This is a genomic window from Rhodobacter ferrooxidans, assembly GCF_000176015.1.
In the GTDB taxonomy this organism is placed as follows: domain Bacteria; phylum Pseudomonadota; class Alphaproteobacteria; order Rhodobacterales; family Rhodobacteraceae; genus Pseudorhodobacter_B; species Pseudorhodobacter_B ferrooxidans.
Genome location: NZ_ACYY01000005.1, coordinates 58,607 through 84,462 on the forward strand (window position 1 = coordinate 58,607; position 25,856 = coordinate 84,462).

General features: G+C 66.3%; 23 protein-coding genes. 14 read left to right on the forward strand and 9 right to left on the reverse strand.

What is annotated here, in order from left to right; all coding sequences use genetic code 11:
• Positions 1 to 18 precede the first annotated feature (18 nt).
• Positions 19 to 489, forward strand: coding sequence for a type II toxin-antitoxin system RatA family toxin (locus tag RSW2DRAFT_RS05225; protein WP_040671651.1), 471 nt, complete (start codon positions 19 to 21; stop codon positions 487 to 489).
• A gap of 58 nt (positions 490 to 547) precedes the next feature.
• Positions 548 to 1,423: an alpha/beta hydrolase family esterase gene (locus RSW2DRAFT_RS05230; RefSeq protein ID WP_008028764.1), complete on the forward strand. Its 876-nt coding sequence runs from the start codon at positions 548 to 550 to the stop codon at positions 1,421 to 1,423.
• 17 nt (positions 1,424 to 1,440) lie between these two features.
• Here the strand turns inward: RSW2DRAFT_RS05230 and RSW2DRAFT_RS05235 are convergent, their stop codons facing one another.
• From RSW2DRAFT_RS05235 to RSW2DRAFT_RS05250, 4 genes are all read right to left on the reverse strand, one after another.
• Complete coding sequence (locus RSW2DRAFT_RS05235) at positions 1,441 to 2,619, reverse strand: ammonium transporter (protein ID WP_008028766.1); 1,179 nt, start codon at positions 2,617 to 2,619, stop codon at positions 1,441 to 1,443.
• Between the two features lie 168 nt (positions 2,620 to 2,787).
• Positions 2,788 to 3,255, reverse strand: coding sequence for a CinA family protein (locus RSW2DRAFT_RS05240; RefSeq protein WP_008028768.1), 468 nt, complete (start codon positions 3,253 to 3,255; stop codon positions 2,788 to 2,790).
• Positions 3,252 to 3,752, reverse strand: coding sequence for a phosphatidylglycerophosphatase A family protein (locus tag RSW2DRAFT_RS05245; RefSeq protein WP_008028769.1), 501 nt, complete (start codon positions 3,750 to 3,752; stop codon positions 3,252 to 3,254). Before RSW2DRAFT_RS05245 ends, RSW2DRAFT_RS05240 begins: the two co-directional genes overlap by 4 nt.
• A complete protein-coding gene (locus RSW2DRAFT_RS05250) occupies positions 3,749 to 4,888 on the reverse strand; it encodes a bifunctional 2-C-methyl-D-erythritol 4-phosphate cytidylyltransferase/2-C-methyl-D-erythritol 2,4-cyclodiphosphate synthase (RefSeq protein ID WP_008028771.1) in 1,140 nt (379 codons plus the stop codon). The genes RSW2DRAFT_RS05245 and RSW2DRAFT_RS05250 overlap by 4 nt, the downstream gene beginning before the upstream one ends.
• 165 nt (positions 4,889 to 5,053) lie before the next feature.
• Here RSW2DRAFT_RS05250 and dusB point away from each other — a divergent pair, with 165 nt between their 5' ends.
• The 11 genes from dusB to RSW2DRAFT_RS05305 all read left to right on the forward strand — a co-directional run bounded on the left by dusB (position 5,054) and on the right by RSW2DRAFT_RS05305 (position 19,549).
• On the forward strand, positions 5,054 to 6,052 hold the full coding sequence (gene dusB, locus RSW2DRAFT_RS05255) for a tRNA dihydrouridine synthase DusB (RefSeq protein WP_008028772.1): 999 nt from the start codon (positions 5,054 to 5,056) through the stop codon (positions 6,050 to 6,052).
• Complete coding sequence (locus tag RSW2DRAFT_RS05260; RefSeq protein WP_008028774.1) at positions 6,049 to 7,179, forward strand: two-component system sensor histidine kinase NtrB; 1,131 nt, start codon at positions 6,049 to 6,051, stop codon at positions 7,177 to 7,179. The genes dusB and RSW2DRAFT_RS05260 overlap by 4 nt, the downstream gene beginning before the upstream one ends.
• A gap of 1 nt (position 7,180) precedes the next feature.
• Complete coding sequence (locus RSW2DRAFT_RS05265) at positions 7,181 to 8,545, forward strand: response regulator (RefSeq protein WP_008028777.1); 1,365 nt, start codon at positions 7,181 to 7,183, stop codon at positions 8,543 to 8,545.
• Positions 8,546 to 8,641: 96 nt separating this feature from the next.
• Positions 8,642 to 10,918 carry a sensor histidine kinase NtrY-like gene (locus RSW2DRAFT_RS05270; RefSeq protein ID WP_008028778.1) on the forward strand — a complete coding sequence of 759 codons (2,277 nt, stop codon included), beginning with the start codon at positions 8,642 to 8,644 and terminating at the stop codon, positions 10,916 to 10,918.
• The gene (gene ntrX, locus RSW2DRAFT_RS05275; protein WP_008028780.1) at positions 10,915 to 12,339 is read left to right on the forward strand and encodes a nitrogen assimilation response regulator NtrX; all 1,425 of its coding nucleotides are present in this window, start codon (positions 10,915 to 10,917) and stop codon (positions 12,337 to 12,339) included. The genes RSW2DRAFT_RS05270 and ntrX overlap by 4 nt, the downstream gene beginning before the upstream one ends.
• A 92-nt stretch (positions 12,340 to 12,431) precedes the next feature.
• On the forward strand, positions 12,432 to 13,808 hold the full coding sequence (gene trkA / locus RSW2DRAFT_RS05280; RefSeq protein ID WP_008028782.1) for a Trk system potassium transporter TrkA: 1,377 nt from the start codon (positions 12,432 to 12,434) through the stop codon (positions 13,806 to 13,808).
• A gap of 3 nt (positions 13,809 to 13,811) precedes the next feature.
• Positions 13,812 to 15,329: a TrkH family potassium uptake protein gene (locus RSW2DRAFT_RS05285; protein WP_008028784.1), complete on the forward strand. Its 1,518-nt coding sequence runs from the start codon at positions 13,812 to 13,814 to the stop codon at positions 15,327 to 15,329.
• 142 nt (positions 15,330 to 15,471) lie between these two features.
• Positions 15,472 to 15,705 (forward strand): RNA chaperone Hfq, encoded by a 234-nt coding sequence (gene hfq / locus RSW2DRAFT_RS05290; protein ID WP_008028786.1) that lies wholly within the window; start codon positions 15,472 to 15,474, stop codon positions 15,703 to 15,705.
• Positions 15,706 to 15,758: 53 nt separating this feature from the next.
• A complete protein-coding gene (gene hflX, locus RSW2DRAFT_RS05295) occupies positions 15,759 to 17,057 on the forward strand; it encodes a GTPase HflX (RefSeq protein ID WP_050786777.1) in 1,299 nt (432 codons plus the stop codon).
• A 117-nt stretch (positions 17,058 to 17,174) separates the two neighbouring features.
• The gene (locus tag RSW2DRAFT_RS05300) at positions 17,175 to 17,738 is read left to right on the forward strand and encodes a cache domain-containing protein (RefSeq protein WP_040671653.1); all 564 of its coding nucleotides are present in this window, start codon (positions 17,175 to 17,177) and stop codon (positions 17,736 to 17,738) included.
• A gap of 32 nt (positions 17,739 to 17,770) precedes the next feature.
• Positions 17,771 to 19,549 (forward strand): methyl-accepting chemotaxis protein, encoded by a 1,779-nt coding sequence (locus RSW2DRAFT_RS05305; RefSeq protein WP_008028793.1) that lies wholly within the window; start codon positions 17,771 to 17,773, stop codon positions 19,547 to 19,549.
• 76 nt (positions 19,550 to 19,625) lie between these two features.
• Here RSW2DRAFT_RS05305 and RSW2DRAFT_RS05310 read toward each other — a convergent pair whose 3' ends face one another.
• Entirely contained in the window at positions 19,626 to 22,088 is a 2,463-nt protein-coding gene (locus RSW2DRAFT_RS05310; RefSeq protein WP_008028796.1) for a penicillin acylase family protein, read from the reverse strand.
• 80 nt (positions 22,089 to 22,168) lie between these two features.
• Here RSW2DRAFT_RS05310 and RSW2DRAFT_RS05315 point away from each other — a divergent pair, with 80 nt between their 5' ends.
• Positions 22,169 to 23,035 carry an NAD(P)-dependent oxidoreductase gene (locus tag RSW2DRAFT_RS05315; RefSeq protein WP_008028797.1) on the forward strand — a complete coding sequence of 289 codons (867 nt, stop codon included), beginning with the start codon at positions 22,169 to 22,171 and terminating at the stop codon, positions 23,033 to 23,035.
• 13 nt (positions 23,036 to 23,048) lie between these two features.
• Here the strand turns inward: RSW2DRAFT_RS05315 and RSW2DRAFT_RS05320 are convergent, their stop codons facing one another.
• From RSW2DRAFT_RS05320 to hemB, 4 genes are all read right to left on the reverse strand, one after another.
• The gene (locus RSW2DRAFT_RS05320; protein WP_008028799.1) at positions 23,049 to 23,603 is read right to left on the reverse strand and encodes a lipid-binding SYLF domain-containing protein; all 555 of its coding nucleotides are present in this window, start codon (positions 23,601 to 23,603) and stop codon (positions 23,049 to 23,051) included.
• Between the two features lie 112 nt (positions 23,604 to 23,715).
• On the reverse strand, positions 23,716 to 24,393 hold the full coding sequence (locus RSW2DRAFT_RS05325) for a hypothetical protein (protein ID WP_008028802.1): 678 nt from the start codon (positions 24,391 to 24,393) through the stop codon (positions 23,716 to 23,718).
• The gene (locus tag RSW2DRAFT_RS05330; protein ID WP_008028804.1) at positions 24,390 to 24,788 is read right to left on the reverse strand and encodes a hypothetical protein; all 399 of its coding nucleotides are present in this window, start codon (positions 24,786 to 24,788) and stop codon (positions 24,390 to 24,392) included. Before RSW2DRAFT_RS05330 ends, RSW2DRAFT_RS05325 begins: the two co-directional genes overlap by 4 nt.
• A complete protein-coding gene (gene hemB / locus RSW2DRAFT_RS05335; protein ID WP_008028807.1) occupies positions 24,785 to 25,786 on the reverse strand; it encodes a porphobilinogen synthase in 1,002 nt (333 codons plus the stop codon). The genes RSW2DRAFT_RS05330 and hemB overlap by 4 nt, the downstream gene beginning before the upstream one ends.
• Between the last annotated feature and the right edge of the window lie 70 nt (positions 25,787 to 25,856).

A 25,856-nucleotide genomic window follows, 5' to 3' on the forward strand; every position in this document is an offset into this window, starting at 1 on the left:
CCGAGAAGAAAGAGCCGCATGCCCAACCATCAGGAAACCCGGGTGATGCCCTACACGGCGAACCAGATGTATGCGCTGGTGGCCGACTGCGATTCCTATCCGCAGTTCCTGCCTTGGGCGGCGGCGGCGCGGGTGCGGTCGTTGACGCCGCTGCCGGGCGGTCTGCCGGGCGAGCAGGTGATGGTGGTCGATCTGGTGGTGTCGTTCAAGGTGTTCCGCGAACGCTGGACCAGCCGGGTGACGCTGAAACCCGGGCCGCACACCATCCGCACCGAATATCTGGACGGGCCGTTCAAGCACATGCTGTCCACCTGGGCGTTCCGCGATCTGGAGACGGGGGGCTGCGAGGTGGAGTTCTTTGTGGATTTCGAATTCCGCAATGCCATCCTGCAGGGCATCATTGGCCTCGTGTTCAACGAAGCGATGGTGCGGATCGTGCGCGCCTTTGAACGCCGCGCCGAGGATCTTTACGCCCCCAAAACGGTCTAGCGACGGAAAACCTTGGTGGCGGCGTTGGTTTTGGATCGCCAACCCCGAGGTTTTCGCCATGCGCATTGTCCTGTCGATTTTCCTGCTGCTTTTCGCCCTTCCCGCCGCCGCCCAGCGCCTGGCCGAGGTAACGCTGGACGATGGCCGCTTCTACCAGATCGCCGTTCCCGAAGCCGTCGCCAACCCACCGCTGATCATCGCGCTGCATGGCGGTGGCGGCTCGCCCCGGCAGTATGCCCGCGATGCCGGACTGACGGCCAAGGCGCTGGCGGCGGGTTATGCCGTGGCCTATCCGGCAGGCAGCGCCCGGTTCGGCAATCTGCGCACCTGGAACGTCGGCTATTGCTGCGCCTATGCCGCCGCGGCGCGGATCGACGATATCGGCTTTCTCGACCGGGTGATCGCCGATGCTGCAAGCCGCTACGGCATCAACCCCCGCCGGGTCTATCTCACCGGCATGTCGAACGGCGCGATGATGGCGCAGACCTATGCCGCCAAACGCCCCGATGCGGTGCGGGCGGTGGCCTCGGTGGCGGGCACCATGGACGTGGCGCATATCCGCCCGCAAGGCCCGGTGCCGCTGCTGCATATCCACGGCAGCGCCGACAGCCATGTGCCCTTTGCGGGCGGCTTCGGGCCGGACTCGAAGGTGGAGACGATCTTTGCCGCCGTCGATGACGTGCTGGCCGCCTTCCGCCGCGCGCAAGCTGGCAGGCTGCTGGCGGCCACCGACACCATCGACCCCGCCCCAGATGGCATGAGCGTCAGCCGCACCCAATGGCGCGACCGCAACGGTGTGGCGCAGGTGGTGCTGCTGAAGGTGATCGGCGGCGGCCACCACTGGCCCGGCGGCAAACGCTCGGACCGCCGTGGCGCCACGCAAGACATCGACGCCGCGACCGAGGCGCTGCGGTTCTTCGCCCAGCACCCGTGACCCGGACGGCGGCGGGCCTAGCTGTTCAGCTCGTAAGCCCGCTCGCCATGCGCCGAGAGGTCAAGCCCGTTGGATTCCGCCTCGGCATCGACCCGGATCGGCGTCACCAGTTCGGCCAGCCGGATCACCGCAAAGGTGACAACCACCGTCCAGACCCCGACGATTCCCAGCGACCCCAGTTGTGCCCCCCAGGCCCCCAACCCCAAGGCCGCCACCATCAGCGTGCCGAAAATCCCGCCGACGCCATGCACGGCAAACACATCCAGCGTGTCGTCGATGCCCGATTTCGCCCGCACCAGCGCCACCGCCTCCTGACACAGCACGCCCGCCACCGTGCCGATCAGCAGTGCCTGCACCGGGCCGACGTAACCCGAGGCGGGCGTGATCGAGGCCAGCCCCGCCACCGCCCCGGTCAACATGCCGACCAGCGAGGCGCGGCCGAACTTGATCCGCTCCCAGCCGATCCAGCTTAGCGCCGCCGCCGCCGCCGACAGGTGGGTGACCGTCATCGCCGAGGCCGCCTGGCCGTTGGCCGCCAGCGCCGAGCCGCCGTTGAAACCGAACCAGCCGACCCAGAGCATGCTGGTTCCCAGCATCACCAAGACCGGGCTGTGCGGCGGCGTGTTGCGGTTGCGCCTTGGCCCCAGCCGCTGCGCCACCAGCAGCGCCGCCAGCCCCGCCGTTTCATGCACCACGATTCCCCCGGCGAAATCCCGCACGCCCAAGGCGCCGAAAATCCCGCCGTCGGCCAGAAAACCGCCGCCCCAGACCCAATGCACCACCGGCGCATAGCACAAAAGCAGCCAGAGGCCGGAAAACAGCAACACGAAGCCAAAGCTGACCCGCTCGACATAGGCGCCGACGATCAGCGCCGGGGTGATGATGGCGAAGGTCATCTGATAGGCGAAGAACAGCACCTCGGGCAGGCTGCCGGTCAGGCTGTCGGCGGTGACGCCGTGCAGGAACGCCTTGCCAAAGCCGCCCCAGACAGCGCCCTCGCCGCCGAAGGCGATGGTGTAGCCGCCCGCCAGCCACAGGATGCTGCCCAGGCAGGCAATGGCAAAGCATTGGGTGAACACGCTCAGCACGTTGCGCGCCCGCACCAGCCCGCCATAGAACAGCGCCAGCCCCGGCAGGGTCATGAACAGCACCAGCGCCGTCGAGATCAGGATAAAGGCGGTATCGGCGGCGTTCATTCGGCGGATTCCTTCCGGCGCGCGGTTGCGCCGCCGTCAAAGCCGGAAAACCTTGCCCGGAAAAGCGCCCTTGCGCCGGAAAGCTGCTGCCTTGGCGGGCAATTCTGAAACTGCCTGAAAAAGATGCGCAGAATCGCCGGTAACGCCCTTGTCAGGGCGAATGGAAAATTAGTCCAGCGCCTGCGCCAGCAGCGTCAGCGCCTGCACGCAAGCCGCCGAGCGCACCGCCGCCCGGCCGCGCGGGCCGAACTCGACGGTTTCGGCAACCGTTGGCCGCCCCGCCATCGCCAGCGCGAAACACACCCGACCCTCGGGCTTGAAATCCGACCCGCCCGGCCCGGCGATGCCGGTGATCGCCACCGCCAGATCGGCCTTGGAATGGGCCAGCGCGCCCTGCGCCATCTCGATGGCCACCGCTTCCGACACCGCGCCATGCGTGGTCAAAGTGGCAGGCGATACCCCCAGCATCTCGACCTTGGCGGCGTTGGAATAGGTCACAAACCCGCGCTCGAACACGTCCGAGGCCCCGGCCACATCGGTCAGTGCCGCCGCCAGCATGCCCCCCGTGCAGCTTTCGGCGGTGGCGATCCGCAGACCAAGACTGCGCGCCTTGGCCAGCAGCGTGGCCACGCTCACATCAGCACTCCGTGGGCGACACCTGCGGCAATCATCGTGGCGATGCCCGCAAACAGCCCGGCCCAGAGGTCGTCCAGCATCACCCCCGCCGCATCGCCGCGCCGGTCGGCCCGGCCGATGATCCAGGGTTTCCAGATGTCGAACAGCCGGAAGAACAGGAAGGCGGCGATCCAGCCGGGGTAGGCTGCCACGGCCCAGTTGTCCAAGCCGCGGTTCCAGAACGCAGCAGCCGGGAACAGCAGCGCGATCCATTGCCCCGCCACCTCGTCGATCACGAACTCGCCGGGATCGTCGCCGGGGCGGTTTGCCAATTCGCGCTCCACCGCCCAGAAGCCCCAGCCGATCGCGGCAAGGGTGGCCATCACCAGCGCCGGGAAGCCCAGGAAGTAGTCGATCGCCACCCCCAGCGCCACCGCCACCGCCGAGCCCCAGGTGCCGGGGGCGGGGCGCAGCAGCCCTGCGCCGAAGAAGATGGCGACGGCGCGCGAGATCGTCATGCCGATACCAGGGCTGCGGTGGCGACGGCGGCAATGCCCTCCTCGCGCCCGGTAAAGCCCAGCCGTTCCGAGGTGGTGGCCTTGACCGACACCCGGGCGACATCCACCCCCATGATATCGGCCAAAACCCGACGCATTTCAGCGGCATGCGGGCCGATCTTCGGGCGCTCGCAGATCAGCGTCACATCGGCATTGGCCAGCTTGAAGCCGTGCTGGGCGATCATTTCAACCGCATGGCGCAGGAAGATATGGCTGGCCGCCCCCTTCCATTGCGGGTCGGAAGGCGGGAAATGCGTGCCGATATCGCCCAAGGCCAGCGCGCCATAAATCGCATCGGTCAGCGCGTGCATCCCCACATCGGCGTCGGAATGGCCCAGCAGCCCCTTGCCATGCGGCACCTTCACACCACACAGCCAGACGTGATCGCCGTCGCAGAACGCATGCACGTCGTAGCCATTGCCCAGCCGGATATCCATGCCGCGTCGCTCCTTCAGCAACCGTTCCGCACGGGCGAAATCGCCGGGGAAGGTGAGTTTCAGATTGTCTTCGTCGCCCTCGACGATGGCGACGTCAAGCCCGTGCGCCCGCGCCACCTCGACATCATCGGCAGCGCCGCCGGGATGGCCGCGGTGTGCGGCCAGCAGCGCGTCATAGTGGAAAGCCTGCGGGGTTTGCGCGCGATACAGCCCGGTGCGGTCTTGCGTGCCGACCACCTTGCCGCCCTCGCCACGCCACAGCGCATCGGTCACCGCCACCGCCGGTGCCGCCCCCGGTGCATGGTCCAGCGCCGCCAGCAACCGCGCGATCAACCCCTGCGTCAGCATCGGCCGCGCGCCGTCGTGGATCAGCACGCGGCTGGTGCCGCTGCCCGCCAAAGCCTCCAGCGCATTGCGCACCGAGGCGTCGCGGCTGGTGCCACCAACCACCAGTTCCACCCCAGACCCAAGCGCCAAGGCCCGGTCGCGGTCGTCGGGATGGATCACCAACAGCACCCGGTCGATGCCCGGGGCGGCGGCAAAGGTGGCAAGGCTGTGGGCCAGCACCGGCTGCCCGGCAAGCCCCTGCCATTGCTTTGGCAGATCGCCCCCGGCACGGGTGCCGCGCCCGGCGGCGACGATGATGGCGGCTGTGGTCATGGGCCTTCCTGCGCTTTGCCCCATCTCTAGGCCAAGCCACGCCGCATGACAATGCGCGGGCGGTCGCGGGATTAGATGCCTAATAAACAGGCATTAACGGATTTTCGACCAGATTTTCAGCGATGTTTCATTGATCTGTCACGGCACCGCGGCTAGGTCAGGGCCATGGACAGTCAAAAACCTCTTGCGGCCCTGCATCTGAAGGGTGTCGCGATCACCCCGCCGGTGCTGCTGGCGCCCTTGGCCGGGATCACCGATCTGCCGTTTCGCCGCCTGGTGGCGGGGTTCGGTGCGGGGTTGGTGGTCTCCGAGATGGTCGCCAGTCAGGAAGTGGTGCAGGCGCGGCCTTTGGCCCGGGCGCGGGCCGAGCTTGGCTTTGATCAGGCATCCACGGCGGTGCAATTGGCCGGGCGCGAGGCGCATTGGATGGCAGAGGCCGCGCGCTTTGTCGCAGGGCAGGGCGCCCGGGTGATCGACATCAACATGGGCTGCCCTGCGCGCAAGGTCACCAACGGCTATTCCGGCTCGGCGCTGATGCGCGATCTGGATCACGCCTTGCGGCTGATCGAGGCGGTGGTGGGCGCGGTTGAGGTGCCGGTGACGCTGAAGACCCGGCTGGGCTGGGACGAGGCCTTGCTGAACGCGCCCGAACTGGCGCAGCGGGCCGAAAGTGCCGGGGTGGCGATGATCACCATCCATGGCCGCACGCGCTGTCAGTTCTACAAGGGCGCGGCTGACTGGGCGGCGATTGCCGGGGTGACTTCGGCGGTCGGGGTGCCGGTGATTGCCAATGGCGATATTGTCGATGCCGCATCGGCGCAGGCGGCGCTGGCGGCTTCGGGGGCGGCAGGCGTGATGGTCGGGCGGGGTGCGCAGGGGCGGCCATGGCTTTTGGCGCAGATTTCTGCCGAGGTTTACGGCACGCCGCAGCCGCTGGTGCCGCAGGGTGCGGCGCTGGCCGATCTGGTGATCGGGCATTATCAGGACATGCTGGGGTTCTATGGCCGCGATCTTGGCGTCAAGGTCGCGCGCAAGCATTTGGGCTGGTATCTGGAGGCTGCGGGTGTGGCGGGCCAGCGCGGCATGATGACCGCGGACGACCCGGCACAGGTGATCCGCGCCCTGCGCAGCGCCTTTGCCGAACAACAGCAGGTGGCGGCATGACCGGCTACCGCGCGCCTTACCCGGTGCCGGGGGTGATCTGGGCCTCGCTGCCGTTCCCGGCACTGCTGGTCAACGAATCCGACCGGATCCTGGAAACCAACCCGGCGGCGGAGATTTTCCTCAATGCCTCCAACCGCAGCCTGCGGGATCAGCCGGTGTTCGACCGCCTGCACATCGACGCCGACATGGAGGATGCCATGCAGCGGGTGCGGGCCAACCGCGCGCCGCTGTTCATCAACGATGTCGAGGTGACCACCGGCGCGCGGGCCCCGCAGCAATGCACGGTGCAGGTGGCGCCGATGGCCGATGATCCGCGGGTGATCCTGCTGCTGATCTCGCCGCGCGAGATTGCCGACCGGCTGGGCCGGGCAGGGGCGGCCAAGCGGGGCGCCAAATCGGCGATCGGCATGGCCGAGATGCTGGCGCATGAGATCAAGAACCCGCTTGCGGGGATTTCCGGCGCGGCGCAGCTTATTTCGATGAACGCAGGCCCCGAGGACCGCGAGCTGACCGACCTGATCGTCGAGGAAACCCGCCGCATCGTCAAACTGCTGGAGCAGGTCGAGCAGTTCGGCAACCTGCGCGCCCCCGAACGCCGCGCCACCAACATCCATGACGCGCTGGACCGCGCCCGCCGTTCGGCGCTGGTGGGCTTTGCCGCGCGGATGACGATTCTGGAAGATTACGACCCGTCGCTGCCCGCCACCTATGCCGACCCCGACCAGTTGATGCAGGTGTTCCTGAACCTGATCAAGAACGCCTCCGAGGCTGCGGGGCCAAAGGGCGGCACCATCCGGCTGCGCAGTTTCTACGACCAGTCGCTGCGCATCCGCCGCGCCGATGGCCCCGGCAGCCCGCTGCCGTTGCAGATCGAGATCATCGACGACGGCCCCGGCCTGCCGCCCGGCATCGCCAGCGAAATCTTCGAGCCATTCGTCTCGGGCCGCGAGAACGGCACCGGGCTGGGGCTGGCGCTGGTGGCCAAGATCATCGCTGACCATGACGGCTGGATCGCCGTCGATTCGGTGCCCGGGCGCACGGTGTTCCGGGTGTCGATGCCCGAAGCCCCCCGCGCTCCTAGGGCGAAACCTGACGACAATGCACTGACCAAAGCAAAGGAAAGCTGAGATGGATGGCACGGTTCTGGTGGCAGATGACGACCGCACCATTCGCACGGTGCTGACCCAGGCGCTGACCCGGGCCGGGTGCAAGGTGCATGCCACCTCCAGTCTGGTGACGCTGATGCGCTGGGTCGAAGAGGGCAAGGGCGATCTGGTGATCTCGGACGTGATGATGCCCGATGGCAACGGGCTGGAGGCGCTGCCGCGCATTTCCAAGCTGCGGCCCGGCCTGCCGGTGATCGTGATCTCGGCGCAGAACACCATCATGACGGCGGTGAAGGCGGCGGAGGCCGAGGCTTACGACTATCTCCCGAAGCCCTTCGATCTGCCCGATCTGATGAAACGCTCGGCCCGGGCGTTGGATGTCAAACGCCACAGCCCGCGCAGCCCCGCCGCCCCGCGCGAGGCGGGGGATGACCTGCCGCTGGTCGGGCGCACCGCGGCGATGCAGGCGCTGTATCGGCTGGTGGCGCGGGTGATGAACACCGATCTGGCGGTGCTGATCTCGGGCGAATCGGGCACCGGCAAATCGCTGATCGCCCGGGCGATCCATGACTTTTCCGACCGCCGCTCGATGCCTTTCGTGGTGGCGCAGGGCTCTGATCTGGCGGGGCTGGATGGCCCCTCGGCGCTGCTGTCCCGCGCCCGCGGCGGTAGCCTCGTGTTCGACGAGGTGGCCGATTTCGACGCCGAGGCGCAGGCCCGCATGGTGCGGATGCTGGACATGCTGGGCGATAACGCGCCGCGGATCATGGCCACCAGCCAGGTCGATCTGGCAACCCGGGCCGAGGCGGGTGGTTTCCGGCAAGACCTGCTGTTCCGCTTGGGTGGCGTGACGCTGCAAGTGCCCAGCTTGCGCGAGCGGGTGGACGACATCGCCCTGCTGGCCGAGCATTTCCTGGCCCGTGGCGGCCGCGACGGTGGGGCCGCGCGCAAGCTGTCGGCGGAAGCGCGCGAACTGGTGCGCGGCTATAGCTGGCCCGGCAACGTGCGGCAATTGGAGAATACTCTGAAACGGCTGGTGGTGACGGGTTCGGAACCCGAGATCAGCCGATCGGAAGTTGAAGCCGCCCTTGGCAGCCAGCCCGCCCTGCCGCAGAATCGCGGCCTGGGCGAGGGTGAGCGGCTGGCCACCTCGGTCGCGCGGCATCTGAAGCGGTATTTCGATCTGCACGGTGGTCAGTTGCCGCCCGCCGGGGTTTACGACCGGATCTTGCGCGAGGTCGAGGCACCGCTGATCGAAATTGCACTGGATGCCACAGCGGGCAATCAGGCCAAATGTGCCGACCTTCTGGGCATCAACCGCAATACCTTGCGCAAGAAGATCACCGACCTTGATATTCGCGTGACTCGCCGCCGCAAACTGATGTAAAACCGCCACAGGGCGCGTGGCTTCGGGGTTTGCCCCGGGAAACCGCCCGTTGCCATGGCGGGTGGGGCGATGGCCCCGGATCGGAGCGGTTGACCCTTGCGTTCAGCGGTGCAGAACAGCACGTGGAACAGGCTGCTGCGGTTGCGGCGGCAAAAGCGCGTGCAGACCGCGATGACGCTGGGGCTGGTGGTGCTGGGTCCGGCGCTGGCGGTGGCGACCTTTCTGGCGCTGGGGCCGTTCAATCAGGGGGCAAACTCGCCCTGGCTGCGGCTGACGCTGCTGGCGGATCTGGTCTATGTGCTGGTGGTGGCGGCACTGGTGCTGGGCCGCGTCATGCGCATCGTTGCCGACCGTCGCAGCCAGTCGGCAGGCTCGCGGCTGCATCTGCGGCTGTCGGGCGTGTTCGCGCTGCTGGCGCTGACCCCCACCGTGCTGATCGCGGTCTTTGCGGTGCTGACGCTGAATGTCGGCGTCGAGGGCTGGTTTTCCGATCGGGTGCGGCAGGTGGTGGGCAACTCGCTGGCCGCCGCCGAGGCCTATGAGGGCGAGCATGTCCGCGGCCTGAGCGAGGATGCCGAGGCCTTTGCCGCCTATCTGAACGTCGCCAAGCAATCGACGTTCTTCCTTGAGGATGCGCAACTGCGACCGGTGCTGACCCAAGGTCAGGGCCAGATTCAGCGCGGGCTGCGCGCGGCGTTTCTGATTGACGGCGGTGGCACCCTGCGCACCCGCGGCGAGAAATCCTATCTGTTCGATTTTACCGCCCCCACGCCCGAAGAAATCGCCCGCGCCAAGGCCGGCGAGACAGTGATCATCCAGGATTGGCCCAACAACGAGTTCCGCGCGCTGGTGCATCTGGACGCCTATGCCGACCGCTTTCTGTTCATCTCGCGCAAGGTCGATGGCTCGATCCTCAGCCTGCTGGACGAGACCCGCGAAACCGTGCGGCTGTATCACCAGCTTGAATCCGAACGCGGGCGGCTGCTGTTCGAATTCGGCCTGCTGTATCTGGGCTTTGCGCTGATCCTGATTCTGGCGGCGATCTGGCTGGGGCTGTGGTTTGCCGAACGGCTTTCCCGTCCGGTGGGGCGGCTGGCGGGGGCGGCGCAGCGGGTCGGTGGCGGCGATCTGGACGTGCAGGTGCTGGAGGAGGAAGGCGACGACGAGATTGCCATGCTGGGGCGGCTGTTCAACCAGATGACCCGGCAGTTGAAGGGCCAGCGCGATGCTCTGGTGGCGGGCAACCGGCAGACCGAGGATCGGCGGCGGCTGTTTGATTCTGTGCTGTCGTCGGTGACGGCGGGGGTGATCGGCTTGGACGCGCGCGGCCGGGTGGATTTCGTCAACCCGGCGGCCGAACGGCTGCTGGCCTTCACCGATGGCACGCCCGACCGGGCTTTGGCGCTGGCGGTGCCGGAATTTGCGCCGCTGTTCCAGCGTTTGCAACAAAGCCACGGGGGCGCCGTGCAGGAAGAAGTGCGGCTGACCCGCGGTGGCCGGATGGAAAGCCTGCTGGTGCGGATGAGCGTGCGGCGCACCGATCAGGGCCGTCTGGAAGGCTACGTGGTGGCCTTTGACGATGTGACCGATCTGGTGTCGGCGCAGCGGATGGCGGCCTGGGGCGACGTGGCCCGCCGCATCGCCCACGAGATCAAGAACCCGCTGACCCCGATCCAGCTTTCGGCCGAGCGGATCAAGCGCAAGTTCCGGCCTCTGGTGGGGGATCAGGGCGAAGACCTGGACCAGTATGCCGACGTTATCATCAGGCAAACCAATGACTTGCGGCGCATTGTTGATGAGTTTTCCAAGTTTGCCCGGTTGCCGGAACCCGATTGCCACGAACACGATCTGGGGGCGATCCTGCGCGATGCCGTCCTGCTGCAACAGGCAGGCCAGCCCGGCGTCAGCATCAAGACCGACCTGCCCAGCGAGCCGGTGGTGCTGGAGGTTGATGCCACGATGATCTCGCAGGCCTTGACAAACCTCATCAAGAACGCCGGAGAAGCCATTGAATCCTTGCAGGAAAAGGGCGTGCCCGCCGGTTTTGCGCCCGAGGTTCGGGTGGCCTTCACGGCGGATGAGCAAACTGCGGTGATCCGCATCTCTGACAATGGCATCGGCCTGCCGCCGGATCGTGCGCGGCTGTTCGAGCCCTATGTCACCACCCGCGCCAAGGGCACCGGGCTGGGGCTGCCGATCGTCAAGAAGATCATCGAGGAACATGGCGGCACGCTGATCCTGACGGATGCCGCGGTATTTGAAGGCAATTCGCATGCCGGGGCGATGGCGGAGATCCGTCTGCCCCGCGGGCCGCGCGCCACCAAGGCACGGCCTGGCAAAAACGCAGGCCTGGTGGGCCAGGGGGACACATGAGCAGTATTCTGATTGTGGACGACGAACGCGATATCCGCGAACTGATCGGGGATATCCTGCGCGACGAGGGCTTTACCGTGCGGCTGGCGGCCAATGCCGACGAGTGCATCGCGGAAATCAATGCCGAGGAGCCGGCGCTGATGATCCTCGACATCTGGCTGAAGGACAGCCGGATGGATGGCATCGACATCCTGAAAACCGTCAAGCGCGACAACCCGGATGTGCCGGTGGTGATCATCTCGGGCCATGGCAACATCGAGATCGCGGTGGCGGCGATCAAGCAGGGCGCCTACGATTTCATCGAAAAGCCGTTCAACATCGACCAGTTGATGGTGGTGGTGTTGCGGGCGATGGAAACCTCGCGGTTGCGGCGGGAAAACAGCGATCTGCGGCGGCGCGACGTGTCGTCCTCGGAAATGCTGGGGCAGTCGCCGGCCTACAAGGTGCTGAAGGCGCAGCTCGAGAAGGTGACGAAATCCAACGGCCGGGTGATGCTGACCGGGCCTGCGGGGTCGGGCAAGGAGATGGCCGCGCGATTCATCCATGCCAATTCCAACCGCGCCTCGGCGCCGTTCGTGTCGGTTTCCTCGGCCACCATCGAACCCGAACGCATGGAAGAGGTGCTGTTCGGCCGCGAAACCTCGGATCGCGGTATTGAAAAGGGTCTGCTGGAACAGGCGCATGGCGGCGTGGTCTATTTCGACGAAGTGGCCGACATGCCCTTGGGAACGCAGTCGAAGATTCTGCGGGTGCTGGTGGAACAGCAGTTCAGCCGGGCCGGTGGCGCCGACAAGGTGCGGGTCGATCTGCGGGTGATCTCGTCCACCACCCGCGATCTGCGCAGCGAAATCAGCGCGGGCCGGTTCCGGCAGGAACTGTATGACCGGCTGAACGTGGTGCCGATTCCGGTGCCCAGCCTGGAGGACCGGCGCGAGGACATCCCGCACCTGACCCGGCATTTCGTCGAGATGTTTCACGCGACGCAAGGCCTGCCGCTGCGCGACTTGTCGCCCGAGGCCGAGGCGCTGTTGCAGACCATGCAATGGCCGGGCAACGTGCGGCAACTGCGCAACGTGATCGAGCGGGTGTTGATCCTAGGCGACAGCAACGGTCCGATCGAGGCGCGGGAACTGCCGGGCCGCGATGTGGCGACCGACGGCGACGGGCGGCTGGTGCTGGGCGGGGCGATGGCGACGTTGCCGTTGCGCGAGGCCCGCGAGCTGTTCGAAAAGGAATATCTGCTGACCCAGATCAACCGCTTTGGCGGCAACATCAGCCGCACCGCCAATTTCGTCGGCATGGAGCGCAGCGCGCTGCACCGCAAGCTGAAATCGCTGGGCGTGGTGACCACCGCCAAGCTGGGTGGCCGCACCGCCCGGTTGGAAGACGACGAGGACGACGACGAGGGCGGCGAGGATTGATGCCGCCGCCCCCGTTCAATTGACGATCATCGCGCCTTCTGCCATGCAAGGCGCTGTGCCGGGTTCGGGCTGTCGCACCCTCGGAGGACTGTATGAAAGTGATCATCTGCGGCGCGGGGCAGGTGGGCTGGCAGATCGCCCGCCACCTGTCGGGCGAGCGCAATGAGGTGACGGTGGTGGATGTCAACGCCGATCTGGTGCGGCGGGCCACCGAAACGCTGGACGTCAAGGGCGTGGTGGGTTTTGCCTCCTACCCGGACGTGCTGGAAAAGGCAGGCGCCCGCGACGCCGACATGATCATCGCCGCCACCCATTCCGACGAGGTGAACATGGTCACCTGTCAGGTGGCCCATTCGGTGTTCGACATCACCCGCAAGATCGCCCGGCTGCGTGGCCAAAGCTATATGGACCCCGCCTATACCGACCTGTTCCGCCGCGACCATCTGCCGATCGACGTGGTGATCAGCCCCGAACGCGAGGTGGCCGAAGCGGCATTGCAGCGGCTGGCTGCGCCCGCGACCTTCGACACCGAAAGCTTCATGGGTGGTCGGGCGCAGCTTCTGGGCATCGCGCTGGCCGAGGATTGCCCGGTGCTGAACACCTCGCTGCGGCAGTTGGACGAGTTGTTCTTCACCCTGCGTGCCATCGTGGTCGGGGTGCGGCGCAAGGGCCGGCTGTTTGCGCCCGAACCCGGCGACCAGCTATATGCCGGCGACCAGATCTATGTCTTTGCCAACAGCGAGGATCTTGGCCGCACGCTGGAAATCTTTGGCAAGAAGACCAAGAAACAGGAACGGGTGGTGATCATCGGCGCGGGCAACGTCGGCCTTGGCGTGGCCCGGGCGCTGGAGGCGCGGTCCGACCGGGTGCGCACCAAGGTGATCGAGATGGACCGCGCACGCGCCGAATATGCCGCCGACCGGCTGGAGCGCACCATCGTGCTGCATGGCGACGGCATGGACATGGACCTGCTGCTGGAGGCCTCGATCGACCGGGCCGATGCGGTGCTGGCGGTGACGGACGACGACAAGACCAACATGCTGGTGGCGGTGCGCGCCAAATCGGCGGGCTGCCCGATGGCGATCTGTCTGATCAACGACCCCTCGCTGGTGCCGCTGCTGGGGCCGCTGGACATCGACGCCTACATCAACCCGCGCGCCACCACCGTAAGCTCGATCCTGCGGCATATCCGGCACGGCCGGGTGCGGGCGATCTATTCGATCGGCGATGCCGAGGCCGAAATGATCGAGGCGCAGGTCCTGGGCACCTCGCCGATGGCCGGCAAGCTGATCCGCGACATCGAGTTCCCCGAAGGCGTGCTGGTGGGCGCGGTGATGAAGGGCGAGAAGGTGATGAAACCCACCGGCGATCTGCGGATGGAAGAGGGCGACGTGATCGCCATGTTCGCCATGACCAAGGATGTGCCGGAGCTGGAGCGCCTGTTGCAGGTCTCCATCGACTTCTTCTAGGCGATGCGCGTCCTGGCCCAAATGCCGCTTCTGGTCATCCTGATGGCGATTGCATCGGTCGTGATGTATCTGCCGGCGGCCCATGCCCTTGCGCTCGGGCAATTTCCGGTCGCGCGGGCGTTCTTCTATTCCGGCACCTTCCTTTTGATCATCACCGGGCTGGTGGCGCTGGCCACGGCCAGTGGCCGCTGGCGCGATGACAGCCGCAACCATCTGGTGGCGCTGCTGGCGGCTTATCTGGTGCTACCGGTGATGCTGGCGCTGCCGTTCTTGCTGGCCGTCAAGGATACCAGTTTCCTGAATTCCTGGTTCGAGATGCTGTCGTCGTTCACCACCACCGGGGCCACGCTTTACGACACGCCGGGGCGGCTGCCCGACACGCTGCATCTGTGGCGGGCGCTGGTGGGCTGGCTGGGCGGGTTTTATGTGCTGCTGATGGCGGTGGCGGTGCTGGCGCCGCTGAACCTGGGCGGCATCGAGGTGCTGACCGGCAATGCGCCGGGGCGGGGCGCACCGGGGGCGGCACAGTTCGGCCATGGCGCCGATGCCTCACACCGGATCGCCCGGCAGGCGATGGTGCTGTTTCCGGCCTACGGTGGGTTGACGCTGGTGCTGTGGGCGCTGCTGGCGCTGGCGGGCGAGACCGGGCTGGTGGCGCTGTGCCATGCGATGGCCACGCTTTCGACCTCGGGCATCTCGCCGGTGGCGGGGTTGTCGGGATCATCCTCGGGGCTGGCGGGCGAGGGGCTGATCTTCCTGTTCCTGATCTTTGGCGTCACCCGCAGGGCACTGCCGGGGGCGGCACTGTTCGACCGCGACGCTTCGGTTTTTCGCGACCCCGAGGTGCGGATGGCGATGACCATCGTCGGGGTGGTGACGCTGGTGCTGTTCCTGCGGCACTGGCTGGGGGCCATCGAACTGGCCGAGGGCCAGGATTTGCCGGGTTTCCTGCACGCGCTGTGGGGGGCTGCCTTCACCACGCTGTCGTTCCTGACCACCACCGGCTTTGCCTCGACCGACTGGGTATCGTCGCGCACCTGGTCGGGGCTTGGCACGCCGGGGATGATCTTGCTGGGGCTGGCGATTGTCGGTGGCGGCGTGGCCACCACGGCGGGCGGGGTCAAGCTGCTGCGGGTCTATGCGCTGTTCCGCCATGGCGAGCGCGAACTGGAGCGGTTGATCCATCCCAACTCGGTCGGCGGCTCCGGGCCTGCGGCGCGGCGGTTGCGGCGCGAGGGCGCCTATGTCGCCTGGGTGTTCTTCGTGCTGTTCGCGCTGTCGATCGGGCTGATCATGGCAGCGCTGTCGCTGACCGGAATTTCGTTCGAGCCGGGGCTGATACTGGCCCTGTCGGCGCTGACCACCACCGGGCCGCTGGCGCAGATGGCGGGGGAAACCCCGATCAGCTTTGCCGATCTGGACAGCAGTGCCAAGCTGATTCTGGGCTTTGCCATGGTGCTGGGCCGGATGGAAACCCTGGCCATTCTGGCGCTGCTGGCACCCGGCAACTGGCGACGCTGACCGCGCAGGGCGGCGGGTTATGTAACGGACTGTTTTTTGGGCTGGAATCTGGCGACAAGCCGTTTCATACTGAAATCAGGCGCTGGGAACGCGACTGCTACCTCCAGGGCAAGAAACGCGCGACAAAAAAAGGCAAGAACCAATGGCAGCCGATAAACAGAATTTGCAGGACGCCTTTCTGAACCATGTGCGCAAGGCGAAGGTTCCGGTCACGATCTTTCTGATCAACGGGGTGAAGCTGCAGGGCGTCATCACCTGGTTTGACAATTTCTGCGTGCTGTTGCGCCGCGATGGCCAGTCGCAGCTTGTTTACAAGCACGCGATTTCCACCATCATGCCGGGCGCGCCGATCAGCCTTTACGAGGGGGAAGACTGATCTCCGATCCGTCTGACCCAGATCTTCCCGATGATGCGGATGATGACTTTGCCCTGCCCGACGGCAGCGGCATCGACGCCTATGAAACCGCCGAGGCCGCCACCCGCGCCTATGTGCTGCACCCCGACCTGAGGGCCGACCGCGAGCGGCGTCTGGCCGAGAACGGGCTGGCCGAGGCGGTGGCTTTGGCCGCAGCCCTGCCCAATCTGGAGGTTGTGGGTTCCGAAGTGGTGCGCGTCGGGCGGATGCAGCCCGGCACGCTGTTCGGCTCGGGCAAGGTCGATGAGCTGAAGGCGCGGTTTGCCGCACTGGAGGTTGATCTGGTGCTGGTCGATGGGCCGGTCAGCCCGGTGCAGCAGCGCAATCTGGAAAAGGCCTGGGGCGTCAAGCTGCTGGACCGCACCGGCTTGATCCTCGAGATTTTTGCCGACCGCGCCCGCACCCGTGAAGGGGTGATGCAGGTCGAACTGGCGGCGCTGTCCTATCAGCGCACCCGTCTGGTGCGGGCCTGGACCCACCTGGAACGCCAGCGCGGTGGCTTCGGTTTCGTCGGCGGCCCCGGCGAGACCCAGATCGAGGCCGACCGCCGGGCGATCGACGATCAGGTGATCCGCATCAAGAGACAACTGGAAAAGGTTGTAAAGACACGCGAATTGCACCGCGCCGCCCGCCGCCGGGTGCCGTTTCCGCTGGTGGCCTTGGTCGGCTACACCAACGCCGGAAAATCGACGCTGTTCAACCGCATGACCGGCGCCGAGGTGCTGGCAAAGGACATGCTGTTTGCCACTTTGGACCCGACGATGCGTGGTCTGGTGCTGCCCTCGGGGCGCAAGATCATCATCTCGGACACCGTGGGCTTCATTTCCGACCTGCCGACGCAACTGGTGGCGGCGTTCCGCGCCACGCTGGAGGAGGTGCTGGAGGCCGACCTGATCCTGCATGTGCGCGACATTTCCCACCCCGAAAGTGCCGAACAGGCGGCGGATGTGGCGAAGATATTGGCGGCATTGGGGGTCAAGGCTGCGACGCCGCAGATCGAGATCTGGAACAAGCTGGATCTGGTGCAGGGGGCGATGCGCGACGGGCTGGTGCAGCAGGCGCAGGGCCGCGACGGGGTGATGGCGCTGTCGGCGCTGACCGGCGAGGGATTGCCGGAATTGCTGGAGGCGATCAGCCGGGCGTTTGACGAGGCGAAATCCGATCTGCGGCTGACCTTGCCGTTCAGCGAGGGTCGCCGCCACGCCTGGCTGCATGCCGAGGGCGTGGTGCTGGCCGAGACGCAAACCGAGGACGGCTGGCAGATCGACCTGCGCTGGACCGCCCGGCAGGAACAGCGTTACCGCGAATTTTAATGAAATAGTTCCCAGGGTCCTGCGGCTTTTAAAGCGAACGTAAGGTTCGCTGCACGAGGTTGAGAGCGTTGCTGCCCCACGATGGGGCGGACCGATTTTCAACCGATGGGTTCCCGAATGAAACGCACTGTCATCGCAATCCTGCTGCTGTCGGCCGTTCCGGCGGCGGCTGACGATTTCACCCCGGCGCTGCAAGGCTTTCTTGGCAGCGATATCGCCGGCTGGGCCAACGATCCGGCGCTGGTGGCGGCGATCCGCGCCCAGAACGCCACCACCGGCAGCTATGATCAGGCGACGATCGACGCCATGGATGCGCAATGGCGCAGCGAAGTGTCGGCCGCCGATTCCGCGCTGGTGGGCGGCGTGCTGCACAATCCGGCCGCCGATTTCCTGCGCACCAAGGTGGCCGATTCGGGCGGCAAGATCACCGAAGCCTTCATCACCGACGCCAAGGGGCTGAACGTCGCGGCCTCCGATCCGACCTCGGACTACTGGCAGGGCGACGAAGACAAGTTTTCCAAGGTCTATCCCGATCCGAAGGGCGTGTTCATTTCGGACGTCGAGATGGACGAATCCACCCAGCGCTATCAGGGCCAGATTTCGGTGACAGTGGCCGATCCGGCGACGGGCGAGGCCCTGGGCACGCTGACCATCGGCGTCGATGCCGAATCGCTGATCTGATCTGCCCCGGACCAATACAAAGGATGGCCGCCATGTTTTCCCGACTGTTCAAAAAGCTGATCCCGCGCCGCACCTCGGTTTTCCTTCGGGCGCTGCTGATCATGGTGGTGACCAGCGGCATCGTGACGGCCGTGCTGTCGTGGAACGCCGCCACCCTGACCAGCCGGGTGGCGACCGATGGTCTGGTGCGGCTTGCTGACGAGGTGACGCAATCGCTGGCGGCGGGCACCACCGCCGCCATCAAGTTCCGCAAGGGCGACGACATCGCCCACGAAGTCGCAGCCGCGCTGCAGCGCACCGAGGGGGCGGCGGAACTGGCGGTGGCGTTTGATGCCAAGGGCGCGGTGATCACCGCGGTGCCGCCCGACCGCGCCGCCGATGCCGGTCTGCTTTCGGGTTTGATCTCGCAGGCGCTGGCGGACGGAACAGCGATCAACAGCGCCGACGGGTTGCAGCGGATCGAACTGGCGCGGTCGGGTGACGGCAAGGCCCTGGGCGGCATTGCCATCCTGTGGTCGGATGCCAGCCTGCAAGCGGCGATTTCGGCGGCAACCTGGCGGTCGCGCGGCATTGCGCTGGCGATCTTTGTCGCCTTGGCGATCCTCGCGGCCTTGGCGCTGCGCGCGATCATCGTGCTGCCGTTGCGCCGGGTGGACCGGGCGATGGCCTCTGTGGCAGATGCACATTTCGACACCCGAGTGCCGGAAACCGCACGCGGTGACGAAATCGGCGAACTTGCGCGCAATCTTGACCACATGCGCGAAAGTCTGGGTGCCGCGTCGGAAGCCGAAGCCTGCCAGCACCGTGCCGCCGACGAACAGGCGCGGGTGATCGAGGTGCTGCGCGGCACCATCGCCGCCCTTGCCGAGGGGCGCCTGAACTGCCGCATCGACGACGTGTTTCCCGCCGAATACGAACCGCTGCGGATCGACCTGAACCAGATGCTGGAGACGCTGTCGGGCACGCTGTCGGAAGTCGTGGCCGCCGCCGAGCGTATCCGCTCTGGTGCCGACAGCATCAGCCAATCGGCCGACGATCTGTCACACCGCACCGAGAATCAGGCGGCAACGCTGGAGCAATCGGTGGCGGCGGTGGAACAGTTGTCGCAATCGGTGCGCTCGGTGGCCGATGACACCCGCAAGGTGGCGGTGATCGTGCAACGCACCCGCAGCGAGACCGAAAGCAGCTATGCCATCGTGCAAGAGGCGGTGGTAGCGATGTCGGATATCCGCAAATCCTCGGATCAGATTTCGCACATCATTTCGGTGATCGACGATATCGCGTTCCAGACCAACCTGCTGGCCCTGAACGCGGGCGTCGAGGCGGCGCGGGCGGGCGATGCCGGCCGCGGCTTTGCCGTGGTGGCCTCGGAAGTGCGGGCGCTGGCGCAGCGCACCTCGGACAGCGCGCGCGAGATCAAGACCCTGATCCAGAGCAGCGCCACCCAGGTGCTGAACGGCGTCAATCTGGTGGACCGCACCGGCGAGGCGCTGACCTCGATCACCCGGGAATTCGCCGGGGTGGCCGATCTCGCGGGCGGCATCGCCACGGCAATCAGCAACCAGTCCACCAGTCTGGGCGAAGTGTCGCTGGGCATGGTGCAACTGGATCAGGTGACGCAGCAGAACGCCGGCATGGTCGAACAGGCCACGGTGCAGCATCACGCCATCCGGCAGGATGCCGAACATCTGGCCGAGATGGTGGCGCGGTTCAAGCTGGGCAACAGCATGCCCGCCAGCGTTACCGCGCTGCCGCAACAAATGGCCGAGTTCCGGGCAAGGCCGCGGCAGCTTTACGGTCTGGCGTCCTGACCCCGCATCGCCCGGGCAACCGGAATGTCGATCGGCGCAAAGGCAAAAAGACCAGGGGCGCCGCGGCGCCCTTTGGCTATTGCGGCGTCAGATGGGTGATGCCGACGGCTGCGGCGCGGGCCAGTTCGGGGTCCAGCGACATCGGGATATACTCGCCCCGCCGCCACAGATCGCCCAGATCGTCGTAGAACCGCGACAACGGATGCCCCGACTGGCCGGTGGACAGGATGAACACCGAGGAATCCGGGTCGGCAAAGTCATAGACGCCGCGATAGCCGGCACCATGCACGTTCAGGAACGGCGCGGGCTCGGTGCCCTTGGTCAGCCCGCGCATCAGCGTCTGGTCGCCGCCCGAGGTCGATTGCCGCAGGTTGACGAAATAGCGCAAAAGCGGCGCGTCCCCCAGCACCGGATGATCCTGCGCCGCCTGATGCGCGTCGCCCCAGCGCCAGCTTTCGATGGCCGGACCATAGCTTTCGGTCAGCCGCAGCAGCGCCTCGTCCAGCGCCACCCGGGCGATGTCGGTGCAGGTCTCGATCGGCGAGGACTGGATGATGTCGCACCACACCCCGGCGCCATCGGTGTTGCGCAACACCCGCTCCAGAAACACCGGGTCGGGATGGGTGAAGATATCGGCCATCGGCCCGATCTCGTCGCGGATCAGCCGGTCGTTGAAGGCGCGCAGCCAGGCCATGTAGATCAGCGGCTCTGGCAGATGCTCGTTCATCTCGCCGTTCCAGTCGGCCAGCAGTTGCAGTGCCCGCTGCCGGGTGAATTCCGGCGTGCCGGTGGCCGCGGCCTCGCCGGTAAACCACAGATCGGCGCCGATCAGCGGCAGCAGGCTGCGGGCGGTGAAGCTGACGGTATCCAGCTGCGCCTCGATGAAGCTTTCGCGGGTGTGCACCTCGCGGGTTTTCATCAGGGTCAGCCACCGCTGGATGCGCTGGGTATCGCCCCAGGTGAAGGACACATGCTGCGGGAAGGGGCGGTCCACCGTCTTGTTGTTGGTGTTGCCCAGGATGCCGGTGCCGGGGTTCACCACCGAGGGGTTGTCGGCGTAGGGCAGCATCCCTTGCCAGCGGTTGCCGGCGATCCAGCCGGGGCTGGGCATCCGGCCTTGGGTCTGATGCGCCGGGTCGCGCCTGGGCATGGCGCCGACGGTCTGCAAGGCGATGCCCTGCGCATCGGCCAGCATCAGGTTCTGCGACGGTGCCACAAACAGGCTTCCCGCCTCGATCGCCTGCGCCACCGACCCCGCCTGCATCAGATGCAGCGCCGCGGTCATCGAGGTGTCGGCGGCGGAAAGCGCGGTCCAGGACAGCGTCGCCACGTCGCCCGCAGGGGTGATCGAGCCCAGATCGTGATGCGCGCCGGGCAGGATAGGGCCGTTGTCGGTCCACAGCAGGGTGATGGTCTCCGGGTCGGCATCCTTCACCGCGATGATCGAGCGGCGGCTCTCGAACCGTTTCCAGCCGTCCGGCGTGCGGTATTCGTCGGGATTGTCGGGGTTGACCTCTTCGATGAACAGATCCTGATCATCCAGATAGGACGAGGTCAGCCCCCAGCCCAGCTTTTCCGAGCGGCCCAGCAGCACCAGCGGCGTGCCGGGCAGGGTGCCGCCGATCACGCCGCCCGATTGCAGTTGCAGCCGCGCCAGATACCAGATGGTCGGCGCGGTAAAGCCAAGATGCGGGTCATTGGCCAGCAGGCTGCCCCCCGCCGCCGAGCGGTTGGGCGCTGCCGCCCAGGCGTTCGACGCCCCACCAAACCCCCAGCGCGGAAAAGGCGACAGCGGGTCGGCCTCGGCCAGTTGCAACGGCGCCGGCGCGCCACCCAGACCCGGCATCAGGCTGGCGAAATCGGGCAGGGCGGTCACGCCGGTGCCCGGATCATCGGGCAGAAGGTCGCGCAAACGGCTGTCGGGCAGGATCAGCGACATCCTTGCCCGCAGGATCTCGGCATCCATATGGGTCGAGGTTTGCAGCGCCATCAGTTTCAGGATGGCAATGCTGTCGGCTGGCTGCCAGGCAGCGATCTCGTTGGAGAAAAAGAAGAACTCCGGCGCGCCGCGGCCGCGGGCATCGGCGTTGACCTGATCTATCCAGGCGTTCACCCCCTTGGCATAGGCTCGCAGCGCCACGGTGGTCTCGGCGTCTTGAGCGGATACCGACTGCAACGACAGGTTGTAAATATCAAGCCGCCGCATCATCTCGTCGGTCTTGAGCGTGTGGGCGCCGAACACTTCGGAAAGCCGCCCCTGCGCCGTGCGGCGCAGCATGGTCATCTGCCACAGCCGGTCCTGGGCATGAACAAAGCCAAGCGCAAAGAACACGTCAGCGTCGGTCGCGCCAAAGATATGCGGCACATTGTCGTTGTTGCGCACGATCTCGACCGGGGCAGAGATGCCGGGCAGGGTGAAATCTTCGGCGTAGTCCGGCAGCGAGCGCGACAGGATATACCAGGCGATCAGCAGGCCCAGCAGGCTGAGCAGCACCAGCCCGGTGAAAAGCCGCAAGAGCCAACGGAAGACAAAGATCATGGCGGGCCTGTTCTTGACGTTCGGGTTGCGATGGTTCCTAGTCCATCGCGCGCGGCGGGGCAATTGCGGGGAAAGCGGATATGGCGAAACTGGCGTTTCTGGGGCTGGGCGTGATGGGGTTTCCGATGGCCGGGCACCTGTTGGCCAAAGGGCATGCGGTCACGGTTTATAACCGCAGCCCGGCCAAGGCGGCGGCCTGGGTCGAAAAGCACGGTGGCACCTCTGCCGCAACGCCGGCGGCGGCGGCCAAGGGGGCAGAGGTGGTGCTGGCCTGTGTCGGCAATGACGACGATCTGCGCTCGGTCTGCCTTGGGCCGCAGGGGGCCTTTGCCGGCATGGCGCGGGGTGGCCTGTTCATCGACCACACCACGGTATCGGCGCAGGTGACGCGCGAACTGGCCGGGGTCGCCGCCGAAAGCGGCATCGGTTTTGTCGATGCACCGGTGTCGGGTGGCCAGGCGGGGGCGGAAAACGGCGTGCTTTCGGTGATGTGCGGCGGTGCGCCCGAGGATTATGCCCGGGCCGAGCCGGTGATTGCGGCCTACGCCCGGATCTGCCGCCGTTTGGGCGACAGCGGGGCCGGGCAACTGGCCAAGATGATGAACCAGATCTGCATTGCCGGGCTGATGCAGGGCCTGTCGGAAGCCCTGGCCTTTGGCGCCAAGGCGGGACTTGATGGCCGCGCCGTGGTCGAGGTGATTTCCCAAGGTGCGGCGGGCAGTTGGCAGATGGTCAACCGCCACGCCAACATGCTGGACGGCAAGTTCGACTACGGCTTTGCGGTGGATTGGATGCGCAAGGATCTGGGCATCTGTCTGGAAACCGCCGACCAGATCGGGGCCCGCCTGCCGGTCACCGCGCTGATCGACCAGTTCTACAAGGACGTGCAGCTGTTGGGCGGCGGCCGCGACGATACCTCGTCGCTGATCCGCCGCCTGTTACCCTAGTAATATCAGGGCGTTACGGGATGATCCTCGTGTATTTCACGCCCGCCAGCGTCGCCCCGGCGATCAGGCCCGACTGACCGAAGACCAAGGCGATCACCGGGTCAAGCTCGGTGGTTTCCTTGCCAAGGCTGGCACCTTGTTCCGGCGTGGCATAGCGCACGTCGGCGCCGACCGCCCAGCCGTTGGAACGGCGGAAATCACCCAGCGCCTTTTCGGTCATGAAGAACAGCGCATGGGCATATTGCTGCGCGCCGATCTGGAAGCCGAAGGTGGCCTTGGCGGTGGAGTAGTAATCCACCGTCACATCGTTGATCCGCAGCGCGCCGCGCCCGTAAGCGCCGCCGACGCCAAAGCCCGCCTCGGTGACCAGCGGCATGTAAAGCACACCAAAGGCCTTCTGCGCCAGATCGCGGGTGCCGGGATAGTTCTGGAACAGATAGTCGCGCGTCGCATCAACCCGACCGTCGATCGAGCCGCTGCCATTGCCGCCGACACCGTTGCCGCAGGCCGTCAGCACCAGTGCCGAACCGGTTGCCCCAAGAAAGCTGCGTCTGGAAATTCCCGCCATCTGTCTGCCCTTTATGCCTCGCCAAAGGGGCTCTGCGGCCCCGTTACCCCAGATATAGCGGTTTTTCGCAGCCTTGTCATGTATCTTGGCATCATCGGCAAGCGTTTGCCGATCACCGCGCCGCGCGCCATAGCGCCAGCACCGGCTTGGCCGCCCCCTCGGCATCGACCAGCCCGGTATAGGTCCACAGCCGCGCCAGATACTGCGCTTCGGCAGGGACATGTTTCATCAGCGCCGGGTAGTCGTGGCTGGCAAAGTTGACGATGAAGACAAAGCCAAGGCGCTGGCCTGCCTCCAGCAGCACCTGCATGCAATGCGCTTGCGCCTCGGGCGAGCCGGGCAACCGCCAGAGGCCGACCCGCACCCGTTCCGAGGACATGCCGCTTTCGCTGATCCCCACCGGCTTGCCGACCTGTGCGCCGAAACCGGCGAAGGGGTCGTAGAAATCGGCGGGCAGCGGCTGCGGCACGTTGAATCTGAGGTGCGGATAGACCGAAAAGCCGATGAAATCGGCATGGTCCGCCAGTTCTGCCATCTCGCGCTGTTGCAGGGCGGCGTCGGCATCGTCGGACAGGCCAAGGAAATGCAGCCCGGCGATGGAAAACCCCAGCGGCAGATCGGGAAACCGCGCCTTCACCGCCACATAGGTGGCGCGGTGCAGCCGCTTGTAGGCGGGCCAGGCGTCGGGCGTGGCCAGCAGCAGCAGGTTGACCTCGACGCCGAGCATCAGCCAGTCGGGGCGCATCATTTCTGCCGCGCGCAGGCAGAAGGCGATATAGACCGCGATCACCTGCGGGTCGTCGAAGGCACGGTCGGCCCAGTCGGGTGGCAGCGGCTGGTTTTCGCGCAGGCCGAAAGCGGTGCCAGCCCTCGGCGTAGGGTGTCCAGCGCGCCCAGCGACAGCAGCACCTTGTGACCGGCAGGGGCTTTCCAGGACAATTCGCCCTGCAACACCGCGCTGAAATTGCCCGAAACTGCATCCGCCCATGGCACGCCGCCCAGGATCATCGGCGCCGACATATCACATTCTTCGGCCAGAAAGCGCTGCACCTGACCCATCGCCTTCAGCGTCACATCATGCGGCCAGCGGGTCGTGCCGAGCAGCGGCCGGGGCAGGGCGGCAGCCCCCGGCCGGGCGACGGCAAGCGCCGCAAGCCCGGCCAGAACGCTGCGGCGGCTGGTCATCCGTCCTGCAACAGCTTCGCCACGGCGGGGGCGAAATAGGTCAGGATGCCGTCGCAACCCGCCCGCTTGAAGCACATCAGGCTTTCCAGCATCGCCTTGTCGCCGTCGATCCAGCCGCGGTCGGCGGCGCCCTTGATCATGCTGTATTCGCCCGACACCTGATAGGCATAGGTCGGCACGCCAAAGGCATCCTTCACCCGGCGGCAGATATCCAGATAGGGCATCCCCGGCTTGACCATCACCATGTCGGCCCCCTCGCGCAGGTCACGCTCGATCAGCCGCAGGGCTTCGTCGCTGTTGGCGGGATTCATCTGATAGGTCTTCTTGTCGCCCTTCAAGGCACCGCTGGCCCCCACGGCATCGCGGAACGGCCCGTAGAAGGCGCTGGCATATTTGGCGGAATAGGACAGGATCGCCACATCCTTGTGCCCCGCCGCCTCCAACGCGTCGCGCATCGCGCCGATCCGGCCATCCATCATGTCCGACGGCCCCAGAATGTCGGCCCCGGCATCGGCCTGCACCAGCGCCATCCGCACCAGCGCCTCCAGCGTCTCGTCGTTCAGGATGATGCCGTTGCGCACCAGCCCGTCATGGCCGTTCGAATTGTAGGGGTCCAGCGCCACATCGGTCATCACCGCAATGTCCGGCACCGCCGCCTTGATCGCGCGAATGGCGCGGTTGGCCAGATTGTCGGGGTTCCAGGCCTCTTCGCAGGCCTCGGTCTTCAGGCTGGGGTCGGTGTAGGGAAACAGGCAGATCGCCGGGATGCCCAGGGCCGCCGCCTGTTCTGCCGCCTTCACCACATTGTCAACCGACCGGCGCAACACGCCGGGCATCGAATGGATCGGCTCTTCGACATTCACCCCGTCGCGCACGAACACCGGCCAGATCAGATCATCCACCGTCAGCGAGTATTCCTGCGTCAGGCGGCGCAGCGCGTCGGTGCGACGGGTGCGGCGAAACCGGGCGGCGGGGAACGAGGCTTGGATCGGGCGCATGGCAGACCTTTGGGTTGAAGGAGGCAAGGTCGTGTGTGGGATGTAATCAGGCCTTGCAGGAATATTTTCT

Excerpts from the sequence above, each read along its gene's own strand:
- RSW2DRAFT_RS05245 (WP_008028769.1), bottom strand. The coding sequence starts at position 3,752 with ATGACGATCTCGCGCGCCGTCGCCATCTTCTTCGGCGCAGGGCTGCTG.
- RSW2DRAFT_RS05260 (WP_008028774.1), top strand. The coding sequence starts at position 6,049 with ATGACCGGCTACCGCGCGCCTTACCCGGTGCCGGGGGTGATCTGGGCC.
- RSW2DRAFT_RS05300 (WP_040671653.1), top strand. The coding sequence starts at position 17,175 with ATGAAACGCACTGTCATCGCAATCCTGCTGCTGTCGGCCGTTCCGGCG.
- RSW2DRAFT_RS05310 (WP_008028796.1), bottom strand. The coding sequence starts at position 22,088 with ATGATCTTTGTCTTCCGTTGGCTCTTGCGGCTTTTCACCGGGCTGGTG.
- RSW2DRAFT_RS05305 (WP_008028793.1), top strand. The coding sequence starts at position 17,771 with ATGTTTTCCCGACTGTTCAAAAAGCTGATCCCGCGCCGCACCTCGGTT.
- RSW2DRAFT_RS05330 (WP_008028804.1), bottom strand. The coding sequence starts at position 24,788 with ATGACCAGCCGCCGCAGCGTTCTGGCCGGGCTTGCGGCGCTTGCCGTC.
- ntrX (WP_008028780.1), top strand. The coding sequence starts at position 10,915 with ATGAGCAGTATTCTGATTGTGGACGACGAACGCGATATCCGCGAACTG.
- trkA (WP_008028782.1), top strand. The coding sequence starts at position 12,432 with ATGAAAGTGATCATCTGCGGCGCGGGGCAGGTGGGCTGGCAGATCGCC.
- RSW2DRAFT_RS05225 (WP_040671651.1), top strand. The coding sequence starts at position 19 with ATGCCCAACCATCAGGAAACCCGGGTGATGCCCTACACGGCGAACCAG.
- RSW2DRAFT_RS05285 (WP_008028784.1), top strand. The coding sequence starts at position 13,812 with ATGCGCGTCCTGGCCCAAATGCCGCTTCTGGTCATCCTGATGGCGATT.
- dusB (WP_008028772.1), top strand. The coding sequence starts at position 5,054 with ATGGACAGTCAAAAACCTCTTGCGGCCCTGCATCTGAAGGGTGTCGCG.
- RSW2DRAFT_RS05250 (WP_008028771.1), bottom strand. The coding sequence starts at position 4,888 with ATGACCACAGCCGCCATCATCGTCGCCGCCGGGCGCGGCACCCGTGCC.
- hfq (WP_008028786.1), top strand. The coding sequence starts at position 15,472 with ATGGCAGCCGATAAACAGAATTTGCAGGACGCCTTTCTGAACCATGTG.
- RSW2DRAFT_RS05315 (WP_008028797.1), top strand. The coding sequence starts at position 22,169 with ATGGCGAAACTGGCGTTTCTGGGGCTGGGCGTGATGGGGTTTCCGATG.
- RSW2DRAFT_RS05265 (WP_008028777.1), top strand. The coding sequence starts at position 7,181 with ATGGATGGCACGGTTCTGGTGGCAGATGACGACCGCACCATTCGCACG.
- hemB (WP_008028807.1), bottom strand. The coding sequence starts at position 25,786 with ATGCGCCCGATCCAAGCCTCGTTCCCCGCCGCCCGGTTTCGCCGCACC.
- RSW2DRAFT_RS05320 (WP_008028799.1), bottom strand. The coding sequence starts at position 23,603 with ATGGCGGGAATTTCCAGACGCAGCTTTCTTGGGGCAACCGGTTCGGCA.
- RSW2DRAFT_RS05235 (WP_008028766.1), bottom strand. The coding sequence starts at position 2,619 with ATGAACGCCGCCGATACCGCCTTTATCCTGATCTCGACGGCGCTGGTG.
- RSW2DRAFT_RS05230 (WP_008028764.1), top strand. The coding sequence starts at position 548 with ATGCGCATTGTCCTGTCGATTTTCCTGCTGCTTTTCGCCCTTCCCGCC.